This is a genomic window from Flavobacterium potami, from assembly GCF_020026915.1.
In the GTDB taxonomy this organism is placed as follows: Bacteria; Bacteroidota; Bacteroidia; order Flavobacteriales; family Flavobacteriaceae; genus Flavobacterium; species Flavobacterium potami.
The window spans coordinates 592883-613505 of the sequence record NZ_JAINUY010000002.1; the positions used below are offsets into that span (position 1 = coordinate 592883).

General features: G+C 33.3%; 12 protein-coding genes. 10 read left to right on the forward strand and 2 right to left on the reverse strand.

Annotation, left to right across the window (positions count from 1 at the left end; translation table 11 throughout):
- Positions 1 to 32: 32 nt before the first annotated feature.
- A complete protein-coding gene (locus K6T82_RS08450) occupies positions 33 to 512 on the reverse strand; it encodes a hypothetical protein (RefSeq protein WP_223705491.1) in 480 nt (159 codons plus the stop codon).
- Positions 513 to 559: 47 nt separating this feature from the next.
- A complete protein-coding gene (locus K6T82_RS08455) occupies positions 560 to 1495 on the reverse strand; it encodes a toxin-antitoxin system YwqK family antitoxin (RefSeq protein WP_223705492.1) in 936 nt (311 codons plus the stop codon).
- A gap of 398 nt (positions 1496 to 1893) precedes the next feature.
- Here K6T82_RS08455 and dnaK point away from each other — a divergent pair, with 398 nt between their 5' ends.
- The 10 genes from dnaK (at position 1894) to bglX (ending at position 20539) form a co-directional block, all read left to right on the forward strand.
- Complete coding sequence (gene dnaK / locus K6T82_RS08460; protein WP_223705493.1) at positions 1894 to 3777, forward strand: molecular chaperone DnaK; 1884 nt, start codon at positions 1894 to 1896, stop codon at positions 3775 to 3777.
- A gap of 165 nt (positions 3778 to 3942) precedes the next feature.
- Positions 3943 to 5016, forward strand: a complete 1074-nt coding sequence (corA, locus tag K6T82_RS08465; protein ID WP_223705494.1) for a magnesium/cobalt transporter CorA — start codon at positions 3943 to 3945, stop codon at positions 5014 to 5016.
- Between the two features lie 66 nt (positions 5017 to 5082).
- Entirely contained in the window at positions 5083 to 7176 is a 2094-nt protein-coding gene (gene pta / locus K6T82_RS08470) for a phosphate acetyltransferase (RefSeq protein ID WP_223705495.1), read from the forward strand.
- A 114-nt stretch (positions 7177 to 7290) separates the two neighbouring features.
- Positions 7291 to 8475 (forward strand): acetate/propionate family kinase, encoded by a 1185-nt coding sequence (locus K6T82_RS08475; protein ID WP_223705496.1) that lies wholly within the window; start codon positions 7291 to 7293, stop codon positions 8473 to 8475.
- 96 nt (positions 8476 to 8571) lie between these two features.
- A complete protein-coding gene (locus K6T82_RS08480) occupies positions 8572 to 11316 on the forward strand; it encodes a helix-turn-helix and ligand-binding sensor domain-containing protein (RefSeq protein WP_223705497.1) in 2745 nt (914 codons plus the stop codon).
- Between the two features lie 244 nt (positions 11317 to 11560).
- A complete protein-coding gene (locus K6T82_RS08485; RefSeq protein ID WP_223705498.1) occupies positions 11561 to 14575 on the forward strand; it encodes a SusC/RagA family TonB-linked outer membrane protein in 3015 nt (1004 codons plus the stop codon).
- A gap of 4 nt (positions 14576 to 14579) precedes the next feature.
- Complete coding sequence (locus K6T82_RS08490) at positions 14580 to 16058, forward strand: RagB/SusD family nutrient uptake outer membrane protein (protein ID WP_223705499.1); 1479 nt, start codon at positions 14580 to 14582, stop codon at positions 16056 to 16058.
- Positions 16059 to 16131: 73 nt separating this feature from the next.
- Positions 16132 to 17508: a glucoamylase family protein gene (locus K6T82_RS08495; RefSeq protein WP_223705500.1), complete on the forward strand. Its 1377-nt coding sequence runs from the start codon at positions 16132 to 16134 to the stop codon at positions 17506 to 17508.
- A gap of 6 nt (positions 17509 to 17514) precedes the next feature.
- Positions 17515 to 18228 (forward strand): carboxylesterase family protein, encoded by a 714-nt coding sequence (locus K6T82_RS08500; RefSeq protein WP_223705501.1) that lies wholly within the window; start codon positions 17515 to 17517, stop codon positions 18226 to 18228.
- A gap of 10 nt (positions 18229 to 18238) precedes the next feature.
- The gene (bglX, locus tag K6T82_RS08505; protein ID WP_223705502.1) at positions 18239 to 20539 is read left to right on the forward strand and encodes a beta-glucosidase BglX; all 2301 of its coding nucleotides are present in this window, start codon (positions 18239 to 18241) and stop codon (positions 20537 to 20539) included.
- The last annotated feature ends 84 nt before the right edge of the window (positions 20540 to 20623 follow it).

The following is a 20623-nucleotide window of genomic DNA, read 5'->3' on the forward strand; positions in this document are numbered from 1 at the left end:
AGATAACGTCCTAAAAACTCCATTGAATTTAGCTATTGATTGTATTTAGAAAGAACATATTCCTTAAGTTTTTTGTCGAATCTCGGATCTGTTCCAAAACGATAATTTTTAGGTAACCCAAAACGAATTTTAAAATCAATAGTCGGAAAAGTATATACTCTATCGCAACCAAATGAAGATACTGCATTCCAAAACCAGAGGCCATAAATTTTTCTTCCATTTAATGTGAGTACTACTGGCAATCCTGATAAAGGAATTTTTAAATCTGTAAATTTATGTTTTCCTTTTTCGGTTAAAATTATTTGTTGCGTTTGCCAATTAAAATGCTTGATGTCCTTTTCATTTAATAGAGGAACGGAACTCAATTTGGCTTTTTCTAAATCAAAACAATATTTGCAATCAGAATTCGAGTTTTTATAATTTTCAACATAGAAAAATTCAATTTCGGATTTTTGTGAATATAAATTAAATCCGATGAAAAGTAAAAACGTGAAAAATAGATTTGGTTTCATTATTTTACAGTTTTAGAAAAAAGAGTAGCAGTGTCATTATTCAGGTGTTACTTCATTTCAACTTTCAAATTATTTACAAACTCTTCCAGGATACTTTCATAAAATGGAAATTTAGCTTCTTTAACACTTATTCCAATCGTAAATGAATTAGTTTTGGAACTTACATCAATAAAAAAGTATCGATACAGATTATTGTTTGATTCCACATTCTTATCCATTTTTACTTTAGTAATTTTTAGTGCTGGATCATTAATACTAAATTTATAATCAAATTGTGTAGAAGTAGGATTAGGTTCTTTTTTTTCTTTCGGAATATATATTTCTACATCAGGAGCTTCTGAAAATTTATTTATGGCATTTTGTTTGTCATTGACAGGTCTACATAAATAGGTAATCAATGAATCCTCTTCAGTTTTGTCGAAATAAATCCAAATGTGATTAGGAGTAGAAGCTTTAACATTTATTTCGTCAAAAGTATATTTGTCGTCATAATAGATATTTGTCATAAAGCTTCCGTCATCATTATATTTTTTCCATTTCCCATACCAATAATTATCCTTAGCGAGGCCTTTTCCAATTAGTATTCCTTTAGCATTATAATAGGATGTTTCGCCGTTAAAAGCGTCATTTACATAGTTTGTAGCTCTTCTGATTTGGCCATTATCAAAATATGAAAAAGATTTTCCTTGTTTAATATTATTTACAAATGGAGTGGTTTCAATTAAAATTCCTTTTTCATTATAAAAATTAAATTTTCCCTGTCTAACTAAAGAATCCTTTTTTGTAGAATATCCTGTCATTTGAAGCGTATTGTTTATGTAATAATCTTTAACTTCAAAAAGATTGGCACTAGGCGAAACGACTCTGTAAAAGGCGGCGTTTTTCTTTTCACAAACTTTCCAGTCTGCGTCATAAAATGTGGTGGTCTGAGAAAAACTTAAATGAGCAATTACAAAAGATAAAACTGAAAAAAAGAATTTCATAAATTTAGATTAGTTAGTTTTGATGCTGTTTTTTTTTATTTCGTTTTGTCAATCAGTCATTTATCAATCAGTTGCTTTTGGGTCTGACAAAAGTCAGGATTTGTTATTTTCTCAAATATATGATATTTCCTTATAAAATTTCAAAAGTTTTTTCTAGTTTTAAGTGATATCCATTGTTTACCACTTTAAGGTGTCAAAAAAAGCATCAACCTGTCTAATGATGACATGCAAAACATCATTTTATTAATCTGTCAGGTTTTAAAAATGTCATGTTGTCAGATGATTATTGTCGTGCCAATAGTAAAACTGACAATTTACTTTGGTTTTTTATATTGGCACAAAGATTGACTTATGCCACCTGAGTTATAAAATTAAATCAAAAATTAAATATATAAAAAATGGGTAAAATAATCGGAATTGACTTAGGTACGACGAACTCTTGTGTTTCTGTAATGGAAGGTAACGAAGCAGTTGTTATCCCTAACGCAGAAGGAAAAAGAACTACACCATCTATCATCGCTTTTGTTGAAGGTGGAGAAATTAAAGTAGGTGATCCTGCAAAAAGACAAGCAGTAACTAACCCTACAAAAACGATTGCTTCTATTAAACGTTTTATGGGACACACTTTTGCTGAAACTCAAGATGAGGCAAAAAGAGTTCCTTACAGTGTTGTAAAAGGTGACAACAATACTCCACGTGTGGATATTGACGGTCGTTTATACACTGCTCAAGAATTGTCTGCAATGACACTTCAAAAAATGAAAAAAACTGCTGAAGACTATTTAGGTCAAACAGTAACTGAGGCAGTTATTACAGTTCCTGCTTACTTTAACGATGCTCAGCGTCAAGCTACAAAAGAAGCTGGAGAAATCGCTGGTCTTAAAGTTATGCGTATCATCAACGAGCCAACTGCTGCTGCACTTGCTTACGGATTAGATAAAAAAGGAACTGACCAAAAAATTGCTGTTTACGATTTAGGTGGAGGTACTTTTGATATCTCTGTTCTTGAATTAGGAGACGGTGTATTCGAAGTATTATCTACAAATGGTGATACTCACTTAGGTGGTGATGATTTTGACCAAGTTGTTATTGACTGGTTAGCTGACGAATTCAAAACTGAAGAAGGTATTGATTTACGTTTAGATCCAATGTCATTACAGCGTTTGAAAGAAGCTGCTGAGAAAGCTAAGATTGAATTATCATCTTCTGCTGAAACAGAAATCAACTTACCATACGTAACGGCTACTGCTTCTGGACCAAAACACTTAGTGAAAAAATTATCTAGAGCTAAATTTGAGCAATTATCAGATTCTTTAGTAAAACGTTCTATGGAGCCAGTTGCTAAAGCATTAAAAGATGCAGGTTTATCTACATCTGATATCGACGAAGTAATCCTTGTGGGAGGTTCTACTCGTATGCCAAGAATCGCTGACGAGGTTGAAAAATTCTTCGGTAAAAAAGCTTCTAAAGGAGTTAACCCTGATGAGGTTGTGGCTATTGGAGCTGCTATTCAAGGTGGAGTTTTATCTGGAGATGTAAAAGATGTATTGTTACTTGACGTAACACCACTTTCTTTAGGTATCGAAACTATGGGTGGTGTATTGACTAAATTAATCGAGTCTAACACAACTATCCCAACTAAAAAATCTCAAGTATTCTCTACTGCTGCTGATTCTCAACCATCTGTTGAAATCCACGTATTACAAGGAGAAAGAGCAATGGCTGCTGATAACAAAACTATCGGTCGTTTCCACTTAGATGGTATTCCACCAGCACCAAGAGGAGTTCCTCAAATCGAAGTAACTTTCGATATCGATGCTAATGGTATCATCAAAGTTTCTGCAACTGACAAAGGAACAGGAAAATCTCACGATATCCGTATCGAAGCTTCTTCTGGATTAACAGCTGAAGAAATCGAAAAAATGAAAAAAGATGCTGAAGCTAACGCTGATGCTGACAGAATCGCAAAAGAAAGAGCTGAGAAATTAAACGAAGCTGACAGTACTATCTTCCAAACTGAATCTCAACTGAAAGAGTTAGGAGATAAATTGACAGACGAGCAAAAAACAGCTATCGAATACGCTTTAACTGAATTGAGAATGGCTCACCAATCTCAAGATCTTGATGCAATCCAAAAAGGATTAGACAATGTAAATGCAGCTTGGAAAACGGCTACAGAAGCAATGTACGCTCAAGGAGGTGAAGGACAACAAGCTGCTCCACAACAAGAGCAGTCTTCTGGAGACAATGTTGAAGACGTTGAATTCGAAGAAGTAAAATAATTCTTTAGTACTAAGTAATTAGTACAAAGTATTAAGATAGAAAACCGAGTCAGAAATGGCTCGGTTTTTTTTATGGGATATAATTTGGATGATTTCCATAAACTGATAAATGTCATTTCCTGTTCGAATTCTTTTTCGTAATATTACTATTGTAAATTTTCATGAATGAGAAAGATCAAATACAAGAAAGGACGCAAGCTGCAACACATTACATTAGAGTATACAGGTACGCATAAAGAACATGAAGCCGAAATGCAACTTTTTGTGTATGATGATGCCGATGTAGTTGAATACGAAAAGTTCACTGTTTTAGCTTTAAACTCTTGTTTTGATTACACTAAAAACAATTGGCTCAATATTCATGGTTTAAATGATATCAATCTTATAAAGACGATTGGAGCTCATTTTAAACTAGATGATTTTTTACTTGCCGATATTTTAAACACTACAAAGAGAACAAAACTAGAAGAACAGCAAGATGTTTTGTTCTTTAATATAAAATCGCTTCTTCCTTCTGAAAACTCAGATAATATTAGCGTAGAACAATTAAGTTTCATTTTAAAAGACGGAATCTTAATTTCCTTTCAAGAAAAACGAAGCGACTTCTTTACCCATATTCGAGAACGTTTACGTACTCATGCAGGAATAGTTAGAACCAAAAAGGTAGATTATCTCTTGTATTTACTTTTAGACGCTGTAATGGAAAATTTTTACATTACATTGGAGGATGAAGAAGATAAAGTTGAAGAGTTGATTAACCAAACTAAAAAAGAGGCCAAGCCCATTATTTTAGAAAAGATAGAAAACCACAGAGATAATTTAAATTTTTTGAAACGTTCTATTGTACCGCTTAGAGATTCACTTTATTACTTAAAAACTAAGAAAGATGATAACGATGATAATGGTTTAATTCAAAAAGAAACATTCAATTTCTTCATAAGACTACATCAAAAAAGTTTGGAACTTTTAGAACAGATTGAATCGGATATGAGTGCTTTAGAAAGTGCTTCCAACTTTTATTTTTCGGAACAAAGCCGGAAAATGAATGAAATCATGAAAACGCTGACCATTATTTCAGCCATATTTATTCCGCTTACTTTTATTGTGGGAGTGTACGGAATGAATTTTGAATACATGCCTGAACTCAAAATGAAAAATGGCTATTTTATGGTTATGGGAATAATGTTTTTGTTGGTGATAGCCCTAATCATTTATTTCAAGAAAAGACGGTGGTTTTAACGTTTGTTTGTCTTCGAAAAATTTGATTTTGTATAAATTTGTTATTTAGAATAAATATAAATAATTATGAGTAAAGCAATATATATAGCCACTAGTGATCATAATAGTGGTAAATCAATTATTACACTCGGATTAATGAGTATCTTAATTGGTAAGACAGCCAAGGTAGGTTATTTTAGGCCTATCATTGAAGATTTTGATGATGGTGAAAAAGACAATCATATCGAAACTGTTTTGTCGTATTTTAATCTTGATATTCAATTTGAAGATGCTTATGCCATTACAAAAAGCAGATTGATCAAGAAAAAGAATAAAGGGAAAATAGGGGAGGTTTTAGATACTATTATTGAGAAATACAAAAAATTAGAAGAAAGATTCGATTTTGTTTTGGTTGAAGGAACAAGCTTTACAGGAGAAGGAACTTCAATCGAACTAGATTTGAATGTTCTGATAGCCAAAAACCTTGGAATTCCAACCATTATTGTCGGTTCTGGAGTGGGCAAAACTTTAGAAGAACTTTTAGATAGTTTGTATTTGGTTTATGATTCTTTCAAATTAAAAGAGGTTGAGGTTTTATCAGTTTTTGCCAATAAAGTACAGCCTGAAAATATTGAATTGGTTACGAATAGTTTGCAAAAAACATTGCCATCACATGTTTTGATCAATACCATTCCGTTGGTTTCTAGTTTGAATAATCCAACAATGCAGGAAATTGTCAATGTTTTGGATGCGAAAGTTTTGTTTGGAGAAAATTATTTAAACAACGAAATCGGTCATTACAGCGTGGGAGCCATGCAGCTTCATAATTACCTTGTACATTTAAATAACAATGCGTTGGTAATTACTCCAGGAGATCGTTCAGATATTATTTTAGGGGCTTTACAGGCGAATGAATCAGCCAATTATCCAACGATATCAGGAATTATCCTGACAGGAAATATTGTTCCAGAAGAAAGTATTTTAAAGCTTATTGAAGGACTTTCTGCTATCGTTCCGATTATTGCTGTTGACGGAGGAACTTATCATATTACAAACAAGATTGGTTCGATAAAATCGGAGATTTATGCCAATAACACACATAAAATAGAAACATCAATAACAACATTCGAGAAATACGTCGATAACGAAGCGCTGTCTGAAAGATTAATCACTTTTGTGGCAGAAGGAATGACGCCAAAAATGTTTCAATATAATATGGTTAAAAGAGCGAAACAGCACAGAAAACATATTGTATTGCCAGAAGGAAATGATGATAGAATTATTACAGCCGCATCAAGGTTATTAGATATGGATGTGGTTGATATTTCAATTATTGGAGATAAAAAACAAATCGAGAATAAAGTAGTTGAACTTGGAATTACACTCGATTTTTCAAAAGTAAATATCATTAATCCAAAAGAATCTGAACTTTACGAAGATTATGCTAATACGTATTACGAGCTTAGAAAAGCGAAAAACGTAAGTATTACCATGGCAAGAGATTTAATGGAAGACGTTTCCTATTTTGGAACAATGATGGTATACAAAGGGCATGCAGACGGAATGGTTTCTGGCGCAGCACATACTACACAGCATACCATTTTGCCAGCATTGCAATTCATTAAAACAAAACCAAATTCATCTGTAGTTTCTTCTGTATTTTTTATGTGTTTAGAAGATCGGGTTTCAGTTTTTGGAGATTGCGCCATCAATCCAAATCCAACAGCAGAACAATTGGCAGAAATTGCGATTTCTTCTGCTGAATCAAGTTTGGCATTCGGAATTGAACCAAAAATTGCCATGCTTTCTTATTCTTCTGGATCATCAGGAAAAGGAGATGAAGTTGATAAAGTAAGAACTGCAACGGCAATCGTAAAAGAGAAAAGACCAGATTTAAAAATTGAAGGTCCAATTCAGTACGATGCTGCAGTTGATTTAAGCGTTGGAAAAAGCAAAATGCCAGATTCTGAAGTAGCAGGGCAAGCAAGTGTGTTAATTTTCCCTGACTTAAACACAGGAAATAATACTTACAAAGCCGTTCAGAGAGAAACCGGAGCTTTGGCCATCGGACCAATGTTGCAAGGTTTAAACAAGCCTGTAAATGACTTAAGCCGTGGTTGTACCGTTGATGATATCATTAATACCGTGGTTATTACAGCGATTCAAGCTCAGGGAATGTAATACAATTGTGAATTGTTAATGGTAAATTGTGAATTATATTTTGCCTTAAAAAGTTTTGAGTCTTTTTAAAAACTCAGCGCCTTATAAACTTAGCATCTTAGCACCTTAAAAAAAATGAAAATACTTATTATAAACTCAGGAAGTTCTTCAATTAAATATCAATTAATGGTTATGCCAGAAAACGAAGTAATTTGTTCTGGAATGATCGACAGAATTGGTTTAGAAACTTCAAATGTAACTTTTAAAACAGCAACAGCTTCAATTGAAGAAATGCTTCCAATTCCGAACCATAAAGTAGGTTTGCAGAAAGTAGCCAATATGCTTTTGGATGCTGAAAAAGGAGTAATTAAATCGACTTCAGAAATTACAGCAGTTGGACATCGCGTTGTTCACGGTGGAAGCGATTTTAGTGATACAGTTAAAATTAATGATAAAGTAAAAGAAAAAATCAAACAGCTTTTTGAATTGGCACCTTTACACAATCCAGCAAATTTGGAGGGGATTAATGTAGCGGAAGAGATTTTTAGTTCTGCCGAACAAATTGCAGTTTTTGATACTGCTTTTCATCAAACAATGCCAGAAGTGGCATATAAATATGCTATTCCGAATTACCTTTTAACAGAGAATAAAGTTCGTGTTTACGGTTTTCACGGAACAAGTCATAAATATGTTTCTGAGAAAGCAATTGATTATTTAAAAGACAATTCTAAAATAATTACCATTCACTTAGGAAACGGTTGTAGTATGGCAGCTATTAAAGATGGTAAATGCATTGACACCACAATGGGATTTTCACCTTCAAATGGTCTGATTATGGGAACTCGAGCTGGTGATATCGATCAGTCGGTTATTTTTTATATGATTAAAAATCTGGGATATACTCCAGATGAAGTAAATGCCGTTTTATTAAAACAAAGCGGAATGCTTGGACTTACAGGTTATAGTGATTTGCGAGATATTGAAGCAGAAGCAGAAAAAGGAAATAAAGACTGTAAGTTGGCATTGCAAATGAATGCTTATAGAATTAGAAAAACTATTGGTGCTTATGCAGCAGCTTTAAACGGATTGAATGCGATTGTTTTTACTGCCGGAATTGGAGAAAACTCATCTTTCATGCGTAATTTAATCTGTACAGATATGGATTATTTTGGAATTGAAATCGACAAAGAAAAAAATCAAATTCGTTCTAAAGAGCCAAGAGAAATAAATACAAATAACTCAATTGTAAAAGTTTTGGTTGTTCCGACAGACGAAGAATATGAAATTGCCAATCAGGTTTATCAGTTATTAGAAAATTAAATTTAAAAATAGTATCAGAAGAAACTCCTCAAGCTTGAGGAGTTTTTTTTGCCCTAAAATGAATATTGAGTATCTTTGGATTTAAAAACGAATATCTTGAAATCGATACTTTTTAAATCAGTTATCTTCTTTTTCATCGCTTTACAACTTCAAGCCCAAGAATTACTTCCATTTGTCGAAAATTACAGCAAATCAGATTACCAAGGAGATAATCAGATCTGGAATGTGGCTCAAGGAAATAATGATGCGATGTATTTTGCTAATAATCACTATTTATTGCGTTACGACGGAGTAAAATGGGAAAAATATACACTTCCAAATAAAACCATCATTCGATCTATTTTGATTGAAGGGGATAAAATCTATTCTGGTTCTTATAAAGAATTTGGTTATTGGTACAGAAAAGACGGGACAATGCACTATGTTTCGATTACCAAAAATCTTAGATTATTTGATGAAAGGGATAATGAGGAAATTTGGAAAATCTTCAGATTTAATGGTTCACTTTATTTTCAATCGTTCAATGATGTCTTTATTTATGATGGAAAAACAATTAAGAAAATCAAATTTCCATTTCTGATTTCTTACTGTTTTGCTGTCGATAAAAATTTATTTGTGGCCTCTGTTCAGGATGGAATTTTCAAAATGAATGGTAAGCATATTGCTAATCCGAAAGGTTGGGATGTTCTAAAAAAGACAGTTGTACATGCGGTTGAAAAGTATCAGAACAAGATATACATTTTTACACAAAAAAAAGGTGTTTTTGTTTCGGATAAAAATGGCTTAAAACCTTGGGATAATCCAATAAACGAGACTTTAAAATCGGCTACGATTAATGTAGCAAAATTTATTAAAGGAGAAAAGTTGATAATAGGAACCGGAAATCGTGGTATTATCATTTTAGATTTAAAGAACAACTCTTATAAAAACATTGAACGTGATAATGTTTTAATGAATAATTCGGTTTTAAGTCTAGGATTTGATAAGGAAAATGATCTCTGGGTTGGTTTAGATAATGGTATTGCACATGTTGAAGTTAATTCTCCTATTTCTTTTTTCTACGATAATTCAGGACTTTTGGGTTCTGTATATGCTGTAGCGACAATTAACAAAGGATATTTAATTGCTTCTAACCACGGTATTTTTGAATATAGTGGTGGAAAATTTAATATAATGCCAAATACACAGGGGCAAGGTTGGAATATTTCTTTAATTGACGGAAAATACATTATTGGTCATAATGACGGAACTTTTTCGTACGCCAATAACACTTTAGAAAAAATAAACGGAGTGAGTGGCGGCTGGAATATGTCAAAAAGTAGCATTAATAATACCTACTTTCAATCCACCTACAGTGGTATTTTAGTTTATGATGATCTGTCCAATTTATCTCATTATAAGATTATTAAGGATCTCGCAAAGCCTATTAAATATGTAGCTCAGAATAAAAAGAATGAAATCTGGGCGGCTGACAATTACCGTGGTTTGTATCGTGTTTTATTAGACGATAATTACAATACGCTGAAAGTTGAAAACGTGACACAGCAAAGTAAAATAAAAAACGACTTTGGGATAAAGATTTTTGAATTTAGAAAAGAAATCCTCTTTTTGATTAATAATGTTTGGTATACTTATAATTCAATTTCTAATAAATTGCAAGAAAACGATTTGTTCAATGCAAGTTTTAAAAATGTGACTGATATTGTATCTATAGATGAAGATCATTTCATGGTTTTACAAAATGGAATTTTATATCACATCTATGCGCAAGGAAACAAGTTTATTTGGAATATCATTCAGGAGAAATATTATAAAGGAAAGCTAATTAATGAAAATTTAAGAATCTTTAAAACTGGCAACGATTATTTGTTTAATCTTGATGATGGATTTATTTCTTTAAAATTAAAATACGAAAACAAACAAAACTCGAAAGTAGAAGTAGAAGCTTTTAGTAATGATGTCTTAATTCCAAATGAATCGAAAATAAAATTCAATACAGAATTGAAGATTAATGTTATTTCCGGAATTTACGGTGCAAGTAAGCCAAATTTATTTTATAAACTAAATAGGGAAAAAGATTTTGTACCCATTTCTGACGGGTTAATTATTTTGAATAACCTAAGCAGCGGATATCATTCTGTAGAAATATTTAAGCATGACGGAGCAACTTATGACAAAGTTTCTTCTTATAAGTTTAAGGTTTCAGAACCTTGGTATTTTTCTTTCTGGATGATTCTTCTTTATCTTTTAATAATTGGTACAGTCTTATTCTTTTATTACAAATGGAATAAACTTCGATATATGCAAAAATTAAAATTGCAGGCAGAAGAACTGAAACATCAGAGAGAAATTCTCGAAATGGAACTGAAGAAAGAAAATGAATTGAATATTCAGGAATACGAAAAACATATTTTAGAATTAGAATTACAGACAAAATCTTCTGAAGTTGCTGGAAAATCACTTTCTATTGCAAAACAGACAGAAATGATTGATAAAATCCAGGATATTTTAGAAACCGAAAAAGATTTCAGTAAACTTAAGAATGAAATCAAGAAAGCGATTAAGATTAATGAAGTAAATAAACACGAATGGGAAACATTTGAGACAAATTTGAATCAAATCCATAATGAGTTTATCATAAATCTATCTAAAAAATTCCCACACCTTACACCTAAGGATATTAAACTCTGTGTTTATCTTAAAATGAACCTTTCTTCTAAAGAAATTGCACCTATGATGAACATCTCATTTAGAGGTGTAGAATTGCATAGATATCGCCTAAGAAAGAAACTAAACCTTACCCAAGACGAAAACCTATCAAAATTTTTATTAAGTCTCTAAGATTTGATTTTGTTTTTTACAGAATTTATATTTTTAGATATCATTTTTTATATAATTGTGATACATCATTACTACATCATAACGATATGTTAAAGGATTTTTGTTAACATTTATTGCGTTGATAATCATTATGGTAACATAAAATTTTAACATAATGATGTAGCTATGCTGTAGTGGTATATGATGTACTACAACGTTGTAATTGCTTAATTTGGCTCTACTAACTTAAACGATTACGTACTGTATGAAAAATTTTATTTTTAGCTTTTTAGCTCTCTTGTTGCTGCCTACATATATGATGGGGCAAGCACAAGCAATCAAAGGGAAAGTAGTTGACAGCAGCGGAATGGGAATTCCAGGAGCAATAATTGCTTCTTCTGATGCTAGGGCAACTGCAGATGCAGATTTCGATGGGAACTTTACAATCAACGCAAAACCTGGAGACATTTTAAAAATCTCTATGTTAGGTTTTGATTCGGTTTCTGTGCCAGCTACTGCCGCACCAATGACTATTACTTTAAAAGAATCAGGAGATACTGCCTTAAAAGAAGTAGTTGTAATTGGGTACGGTACAAGAAAGAAAATTGATAATACTTCGGCGGTTAGCTCAATTAAGTCCGAAGAGATTACCAAAATGAAAGTAATAAACGCATCGCAAGCTATTCAAGGTAAAGCTGCGGGGGTTCAGGTTGCTACATCAGATGCGCCAGGTAGTACTCCATCTATTGTTATTAGAGGGGTTGGTACCGCATTAGGAGGAAGAAATCCATTGTATGTTGTGGATGGTATGCCTACTGATAATATTAATAATATCAACTCAAATGATATTACTTCTTATGAAGTTTTAAAAGATGCTTCTGCACTTGCTATTTATGGTACAAGAGGTGCGAATGGGGTTATCATGATTACTACTAAAACTGGTAAAGGAAAACTTGTTGTAGATATCGACAGTTATGCAGGTTTTAGATCGCCTCTAAAGAAAGTAAAAATGGCCAATGCTGACCAATATATTCAGTATAACAATGCTGCATTTATTAGTCAATTTCCTGCCGGAAGATTTTCTCAAAATCAACCTTATAATACAAACTGGTTTGATGAGATTACTAGAACAGGAACTTATACTCAAAACAACATCTCGCTTTCTGGATCTGGAGACAATATAAAATACTTTTTCAGTGTTGGTAATTACGAAGAAGATGGAATTTTAAAAGGTACAGAATATGGCCGTACTACTTTTAGAAGTAATAATGAGTACAAAATCTCAGAAAAACTTAAAATTAGCCAAAATTTCAGTGTTAGTTCTATAAAAAATACTCCAAAACCAATGTCTGCATTTACATCTGCTTACAGACAATCTCCATTGGTTCCAGTACGTTTTCCTGATGGAAAATATGGTGTTCCATTTTTACAAAATGGTGTAATCTCTGAATCAGGAGATTCTTTCAACTCAGTTGGTAATCCTGTTGTTGCTTTAGATTATAATAATGAGCAGCAAAAGACGGTTATGCTTCAAGGTGGATTAAAATTAGACTGGGATATCATGAAATCTTTGAAATTTACTTCACAGTTTAACGGAGAATATTATACGTATAAGCAATATAATTTTGTTGATAATTTAGGTCTTTGGTTAGCAGCAGATCCAACAAGAGTAGAATCTGCTTATGATAAAAATAGTTTGAATACAAACACTTTGACAAGAAATACAGAAGATTATTTCAATTGGAATTTATCAAATTATTTTACATATAATAAAGTTTTCGGAGAAATTCATGACGTAGAAGTAACTGCGGGTATCGAGGCTAATGTGGTAGGAATTAGATCAAAAACTACTGCAGAAATAAAGAATGTTAATCCAAATAGTAACTATTGGGCACTTGATGGTGTTGCCTACGCTCAAAATGGAGGTGTAACTAATTATAGAGCTATAAATGAAAATGAATCTCGATTAGCATCTTATTTTGCTCGTTTCCAATACAAATTAATGGATAGATATTTATTGACGGGTACTGTGAGACGTGATGGATCTTCAAATTATTCAAGCGATTATCGTTGGGGAACATTCCCGTCAGTTGGACTTGGATGGATTGTAACTAAAGAAAGCTTTTTATCTGACATCAAAGGTTTAGATTTATTAAAACTTAGAGGTTCTTGGGGTAAATTAGGTAACCAAAAAGTACCATTAAACATCCAATCATTTACATCTGGAGTAGATTATAATGGAGGTTCTGGAACAACTATTAATTCTCAAATTGACCCTAGTTTAGGATGGGAAATTGTTGAAGAAGCTTCTGTAGGTTTAGATGTTGAATTATTCAATAGCAGATTTAAAGGATCATTTGATGTGTACAGCAAAAACACAAATAACGCGATTTTAAATGTTACGCCTTATTCAACTTCAGGAATTACTTTAGAGTCTCCAACACATGTAGGAGAAGTAACTAATAAAGGATACGAAATTGCTTTACGTTGGGATGATAAAATTACAGATAACTTAAGCTACTGGGTAGGAGGAAATTTCTCTCATAATAAAAATGAATTAGCTAGTTTGAAAAATGTTAGACTTGCAACAATCAATGGAGGTTCATTAGGTAACGGTCAAGTAACAAAGATTCTTGATAATACATCGGTAGGACAGCCTTTAGGTAGTTTCTATATGTACGAATATGCAGGTGTTGATCCAGCAAACGGACAGATGTTATACTACACAGCAGACGGTAATAAGGTAGCTCAAGGAGCTTTAGATCAAACTAAAGATAGAAAATATGTAGGTTCAGTTCTACCAACTTCTACTTACGGAGTTACTTTAGGATTAAATTACAAAAACATTGATTTCTCTGTAGATGGATACGGTACAGGAGGAGCTAAAGTATATAATGGTAAAAAAGCGCAGCGTTTTTATGGTGAGAATGTAGAAACATCTTTACTAAATAACATGTGGACTCCAACCAATACAACAGGATCTAATCCAGCTCCATTTAATCAAGTTCCTGTAGCATCGACCTATTACTTAGAATCTGGAGATTATTTCAGAATTAATAATATCACTTTAGGATATAAACTTCCATTAAGAGAAGAAGGTTTTATCAGTTATTGCAGAATTTATGTAAATGCTATGAATCCTTTCATCACTCAAAAATTTTCAGGATTCTCACCTGAGGTCTTAGGAGATGGAGAATTAGTTAAAGGTACTCAGGGAGTAGAGCTAGATGCTTATCCAGCATTAAGAACATTTGTAGTTGGTGCAAACTTAAAATTTTAATATCATGAAACGATTATATATATCACTTTTTATACTTTCTGGTTTGCTTGTATCTGGATGTTCAGATGAATTTTTAGAGGTAGACCAAACAAAAAACATCCCTGCAGATCCTGCTTTAGTTGATAGCGATGCAGGTGCTACGTCAATGGTTAATGCAGTTTATAATATATTTTTAACTTGGGACATGTCTTCTTTTGCTTGGAACGGAGTTACAAGTATTATGACTGATGATGCAGACAAAGGCTCAGATCCAGGTGATACTGGAACGGATAAAGATGTTTTAGATGCTTTAACATTTAATTCTTCTACACCATCTTTTAGCAGTATTTGGAATTATAATTATGCAGGAATCAACAGAGCAAATCAAGCATTGGCAATGTTTCCAAAGCTTACAAAAGTAACTCCAGCTTTAAAAACTAGATTAGAAGGAGAAGCAAAGTTTTTAAGAGCTTTTATGTACTTTACTTTGGTTAAAGGATATGGAGGAGTTCCTATTGTTGACCGTTTACCAGTTCCTGGGAATGAGGACGATAGAATCATGCAGTTAACTCGTAAAACTCCTGCGGAAGTTTATGCTTTTATTGAGCAAGATTTAAATGATGCTATTCAAGCATTGCCGTTAAAATCAACATATAGCGGAACTGATGTTTCACGTGCATCTAAAGGAGCTGCTTATGCTTTATTGGCTAAAGTTAACTTATACCAAAAAAATTGGCAAAAAGTAGTTGATAATTGCAATTTGGTAACAGGTTATTCTCTAGTTTCAGATTATTCTGTGCAATACAAGAAAGAAGGAGAGTTTGGTCAAGAATCAATTTTCGAAATTAACGGAATCGGAGGGACTTCTTCTCCAGGATTTGGAATCGGAAATTATACTGTATCTCAGGCACCTAGAGGTGCTGGAGGATGGGGATGGGGTTTCAATACACCTTCTCAAGGACTTGCTGATGCTTATGAAGCTGGAGACGTAAGAAGAGCTGCAACTATTATTTTTAGAGGTTCAGTTTTATATGATGGAAGAGAAGTAGCATCTACAGTTTCTAACCCGATGTACAATTATAAAGCTTATTCTTCAGCGTTTTACAATCAGGAATTTACAGATACAAATCTTAGATATTTAAGATATGCTGAGGTAATCTTAATGAAAGCTGAGGCTTTAAATGAATTAGGACAAACTTCAGATGCAATTCCTTTAATCAATCAGATTAGACATAGAGCGGGCTTAGGAGATACTCCAGCAACAGGTCAGTCAGATGTTAGAAAAGCAATTTATAAAGAAAGAAGATTAGAATTTGCTTTTGAACACGATAGATGGTTTGACCTTGTAAGAACAGGACAGGCTGAAGCAGCAATGAAAGCGGATGTAAGTCCAACTTTTCCTAACGGAAAAACTTTTATAGTTGGTAAACATGAGTTATTCCCAATTCCTGCTGTTGTGGTTCAGCAATCGGCAGGTGTAACAACTCAAAACCCTGGTTATTAATCAAAATCTTTAAATCACTTCCTTCAATTTTCTGAAGGAAGTGATTATTTACTACAATCTCAAAATCTTTATAATGATTAGAATTTCAGTTTTATTTTTAGCTTTTACTTTTTTTAGTTGTGGATCGAATGCAGAGAAGTCAAAAGAAAATGCAGAAGAAAATACTTCTGGCGTTGTTGCATTAACAGATGAACAGCTTTTAGATGCTGTTCAAAAACAAACTTTTAAATACTTCTGGGATTACGCAGAACCAAATTCTGGTTTAGCAAGAGAGCGTTATCATCCAGACGGGAATTATCCTGAAAACGATTCAAATATCGTAACGACAGGAGGTTCAGGTTTCGGATTAATGGCTCTGGTTTCAGGAATGTCTCAGGGGTATATTACCAAAGAACAAGGGGTGGAGAGACTTAACAAAATTGCCGATTTTTTAGGCAAAGCAGATCGTTTTCACGGAGCATGGTCCCACTGGATTGATGGAAATACAGGAAAAGTAAAACCTTTTGGAACCAAAGATAATGGTGGAGATTTAGTCGAAACTTCATTTTTGGTTGCAGGAATGATTACCGTTCGTGAATATCTTAAAGATGGTTCTGAAACAGAAAAAGCGGTTGCTAAAAAATACGACGAACTTTGGAAAGGTGTTGATTGGCAATGGTATACAAATAAGAAAAATGTCTTATACTGGCACTGGTCTCCAAGTTATGCTTGGGAAATGAATTTTCCACTAGAAGGATATAATGAATGCCTTATTACGTACATAATGGCTGCCTCTTCGCCAACGCATACAATTGATGCAAAGGCTTACCATGAAGGTTGGGCAAGAAGTGGAGGCATAGTTTCTTCAAAAACAAAATATAACATCCCACTTATTTTAAAACACAATGGTGCAGAAGAATTTGGAGGTCCGTTATTCTGGGCGCACTATTCTTATGTAGGTTTAGATCCAAATCAATTGACAGATAAATATGCTAACTATTGGGATTTAAATGTAAATCATACCAAAATCAATTACCAATATTGTGTAGAAAACCCTAATAAAAATGCGGGATATGGTCCTGAATATTGGGGATTGTCAGCATCATATTCAAGAAATCCTGATGGATCTATCGGATATAATGCACACATGCCAAGCAACGATCAAGGTGTAATTTCGCCTACAGCAGCAATCAGTTCAATTGTATATACACCAAAAGAATCAATGGCTCTAATCAGAAATTTATATGATAATCATAAAGAGGAGACTTGGGGAGACGCAGGTTTTTATGATGCTTTAAGTTTAGGAAACAAATGGGTTGCAAAACGTTACTTAGCAATTGATCAAGGTCCAGAAGTTGTGATGATTGAAAATTACAGAACTGGATTATTATGGAAATTGTTCATGCACGCTCCAGAGGTAAAACAAGGTTTGACAAAACTTGGATTTAAATCTGGTAAATACGGAATCTAAGTTTCTATGAAAAATACATTAGCATTTATATTTCTATTATTTTCTATAGTTGTTTTTGGTCAGAGTGAAACAACAGGAAAAATTAATACAGTTATAATGTCTAAATATGAGCTGGGATATGTTTTGCATCGTCCGGCGAATGTTAAGGAGAAAAAGCCATTAATTGTTTTTATTTCAGGTGATGGAGAAAAAGGTACCGATCTGGAAAAAGTAAAAATAAATGGTCCTCTAAAATATCTAAAAACAAACCAATTAGACGCTTATGTTTTGGCTCCACAATGCAAAGAAGACGAAAATTGGGATATAGAATCGATTTATCAGCTGATTGTGAAAATTCAGAAAGAAAATAAAATTGATTCAGAAAGAATTTATGTTACTGGTTTGAGCTCAGGAGGTTGGGCTTCGTGGAATTTGGCTTTTGCACATCCGGATCTATTTGCAGCAAACGTACCTGTCGCTGGTTTTGTAGATTTAATTCAGTTAGAACACGCTTGTGAAATAGCCAATATTCCAACCAGAATTTACCATGGATTGTTGGATGATGTAGTAAATGTAAATTATGCGATTACCATTTACAAGGAATTGAAAAAATGTAATGCCAAAGATGTAAAGCTGACCATTTTTGATGACGCAAATCATGACAGCTGGACAAAAGTTTATGATAATTCAGATATCTATAACTGGATGTTTCAGCAAAGAAAAACGAATACAAACAAATAAATAGAATAGAATGAAAAACAAATTAGTCTTACTTTTTTTAGGATGTGCTGTTTTGGGTTATGCTCAGAAGAAGCCAGCTAAAAATACAGTGAAAATTAAACCAAAGTCTGAATTTGTGGCGGAGTTAATGTCAAAAATGACTTTAGACGAGAAATTGGGTCAGTTAAACTTGCCTACATCTGGTGATATTACCACGGGGCAGGGAAACAGCTCAAATGTGGCAAAAAATATTGCTGAAGGTAAAGTGGGTGGTTTGTTCAACATTAAATCAGTTCAAAAAATCAAAGAAGTGCAGAAAATTGCGGTTGAACAAAGCCGTTTGAAAATTCCGTTGCTTTTTGGTATGGACGTTATTCACGGTTACGAAACGACATTCCCAATTCCACTAGGATTATCTTGTACTTGGGATATGGGCTTAATCGAAAGAAGTGCTCAAATTGCTGCTAAAGAAGCAAGTGCAGACGGAATTAACTGGACATTCTCTCCAATGGTTGATGTTTCTCGCGATCCAAGATGGGGAAGAGTTTCTGAAGGATCAGGAGAAGATCCGTACTTAGGAAGCCAAATTGCAAAAGCAATGGTAAACGGTTACCAACAGCATGATCTTTCTAAAAATAATTCAATTTTAGCTTGTGTAAAACACTTTGCATTATATGGTGCTCCAGAAGGAGGACGTGATTATAATACAGTTGACATGAGCCACATTAGAATGTTCAACGATTATTTCCCTCCTTACAAAGCAGCTGTTGACGCTGGTGTAGGTTCTGTAATGGCTTCTTTCAACGAAGTGGACGGAATTCCAGCAACAGGAAACAAATGGTTAATGACAGATGTTTTAAGAAAACAATGGGGTTTCAAAGGATTTGTAGTAACAGATTACACTGGAATTCCTGAAATGATTCCTCACGGAATGGGAGATCTTCAAGATGTTTCGGCTTTGGCTTTAAACGCTGGTGTTGAAATGGATATGGTTGGAGAAGGTTTCTTAGGAACTTTGAAAAAATCTTTAGACGAAGGAAAAGTAAAGATAGAGACAATCGACAATGCGGTTAAATTGATTTTAGAAGCAAAATACGATTTAGGATTATTCCAAGATCCATATAAATACTGTGATGAGAAAAGAGCTAAAACAGAGATTTTTACAACAGACAGCAGAAAAGAAGCTCGTTCAATTGCTGCTCAATCTTTAGTTTTATTAAAAAACCAAAACCAGCTTTTACCACTTAAAAAATCTGGAACTATTGGTTTAATCGGGCCATTAGCAGATGCTAAAGAAAATATGCCAGGAACTTGGAGTGTGGCTACAAGAATGGAAAATGCAGTGTCACTATTAGCAGGAATCAAAGAAGTAGCTGGAAAAAATACAAAAGTTTTATATGCGAAAGGAAGTAACTTAGATTACGATGAAACTTTTGAAACAAATGCTACAATGTTTGGAAAAACATTACACCGTGATTCTCGTTCAAAAGAAGATTTATTGGCAGAGGCTTTAAAAGTAGCTGAGCAATCAGATGTTATTGTTGCAGCTTTGGGAGAATCTGCTGAAATGAGCGGAGAATCTAGTAGCCGTACAAACTTGGAAATTCCACAAGCGCAAAAAGATTTATTAAACGCTTTATTGAAAACAGGAAAACCAGTTGTTGTCGTTTTATTTGACGGACGTCCATTAGTAATTACTGATGAAGAAAAAACAGTTCCTGCAATCTTAAATGCTTGGTTTGCTGGTACTGAAGCAGGTTACGCTATTGCTGATGTTTTATTTGGAGATGTAAATCCTTCTGGAAAATTAACTTCAACTTTCCCAAGAAGCGTTGGACAATTGCCAATTTATTACGCACACAAAAATACAGGAAGACCACTTTCTAATACAGAAGGAAAATTCGAAAAATTCAGATCAAATTATATTGACGAAAGAAACGAACCTTTATTTCCATTTGGATTCGGTTTAAGCTACACAACTTTTGATTATTCAAACATTAAAATTTCTTCTGATAAAATGAATGCTTCTGGAAAATTGAAAGTAACTGTTGATGTAACAAATACTGGAAATTTTGACGGAAAAGAAACGGTTCAATTATACATTAGAGATTTAGTTGGTTCAGTAACAAGACCAGTTAGAGAATTAAAAGGTTTCCAAAAAATTACACTTAAAAAAGGTGAAAAACAAACAGTAAGTTTTGACATTACTGTTGAAGATTTAAAATTTTATAACTCTGATTTACAATTCGTAGCAGAGCTTGGACAGTTTGAGATTTTCATTGGAGGAAATTCGAACGCCGATAAGAAAGTTAGTTTTGAGTTAACTAAATAGTTGGTTTATTGATTAGTGAAAAGCCCTTCGTTTGGAGGGCTTTTTTTCTAAATTGAAGAGCCTTTTTTGTAATTTTTTAACTAC

Bases quoted from the DNA above. Each gene is read 5' to 3' on its own strand.
- K6T82_RS08450 (WP_223705491.1), bottom strand. From the start codon at position 512: ATGAAACCAAATCTATTTTTCACGTTTTTACTTTTCATCGGATTTAAT.
- K6T82_RS08455 (WP_223705492.1), bottom strand. From the start codon at position 1,495: ATGAAATTCTTTTTTTCAGTTTTATCTTTTGTAATTGCTCATTTAAGT.
- dnaK (WP_223705493.1), top strand. From the start codon at position 1,894: ATGGGTAAAATAATCGGAATTGACTTAGGTACGACGAACTCTTGTGTT.
- corA (WP_223705494.1), top strand. From the start codon at position 3,943: ATGAGAAAGATCAAATACAAGAAAGGACGCAAGCTGCAACACATTACA.
- pta (WP_223705495.1), top strand. From the start codon at position 5,083: ATGAGTAAAGCAATATATATAGCCACTAGTGATCATAATAGTGGTAAA.
- K6T82_RS08475 (WP_223705496.1), top strand. From the start codon at position 7,291: ATGAAAATACTTATTATAAACTCAGGAAGTTCTTCAATTAAATATCAA.
- K6T82_RS08485 (WP_223705498.1), top strand. From the start codon at position 11,561: ATGAAAAATTTTATTTTTAGCTTTTTAGCTCTCTTGTTGCTGCCTACA.
- K6T82_RS08490 (WP_223705499.1), top strand. From the start codon at position 14,580: ATGAAACGATTATATATATCACTTTTTATACTTTCTGGTTTGCTTGTA.
- K6T82_RS08495 (WP_223705500.1), top strand. From the start codon at position 16,132: ATGATTAGAATTTCAGTTTTATTTTTAGCTTTTACTTTTTTTAGTTGT.
- K6T82_RS08500 (WP_223705501.1), top strand. From the start codon at position 17,515: ATGAAAAATACATTAGCATTTATATTTCTATTATTTTCTATAGTTGTT.
- bglX (WP_223705502.1), top strand. From the start codon at position 18,239: ATGAAAAACAAATTAGTCTTACTTTTTTTAGGATGTGCTGTTTTGGGT.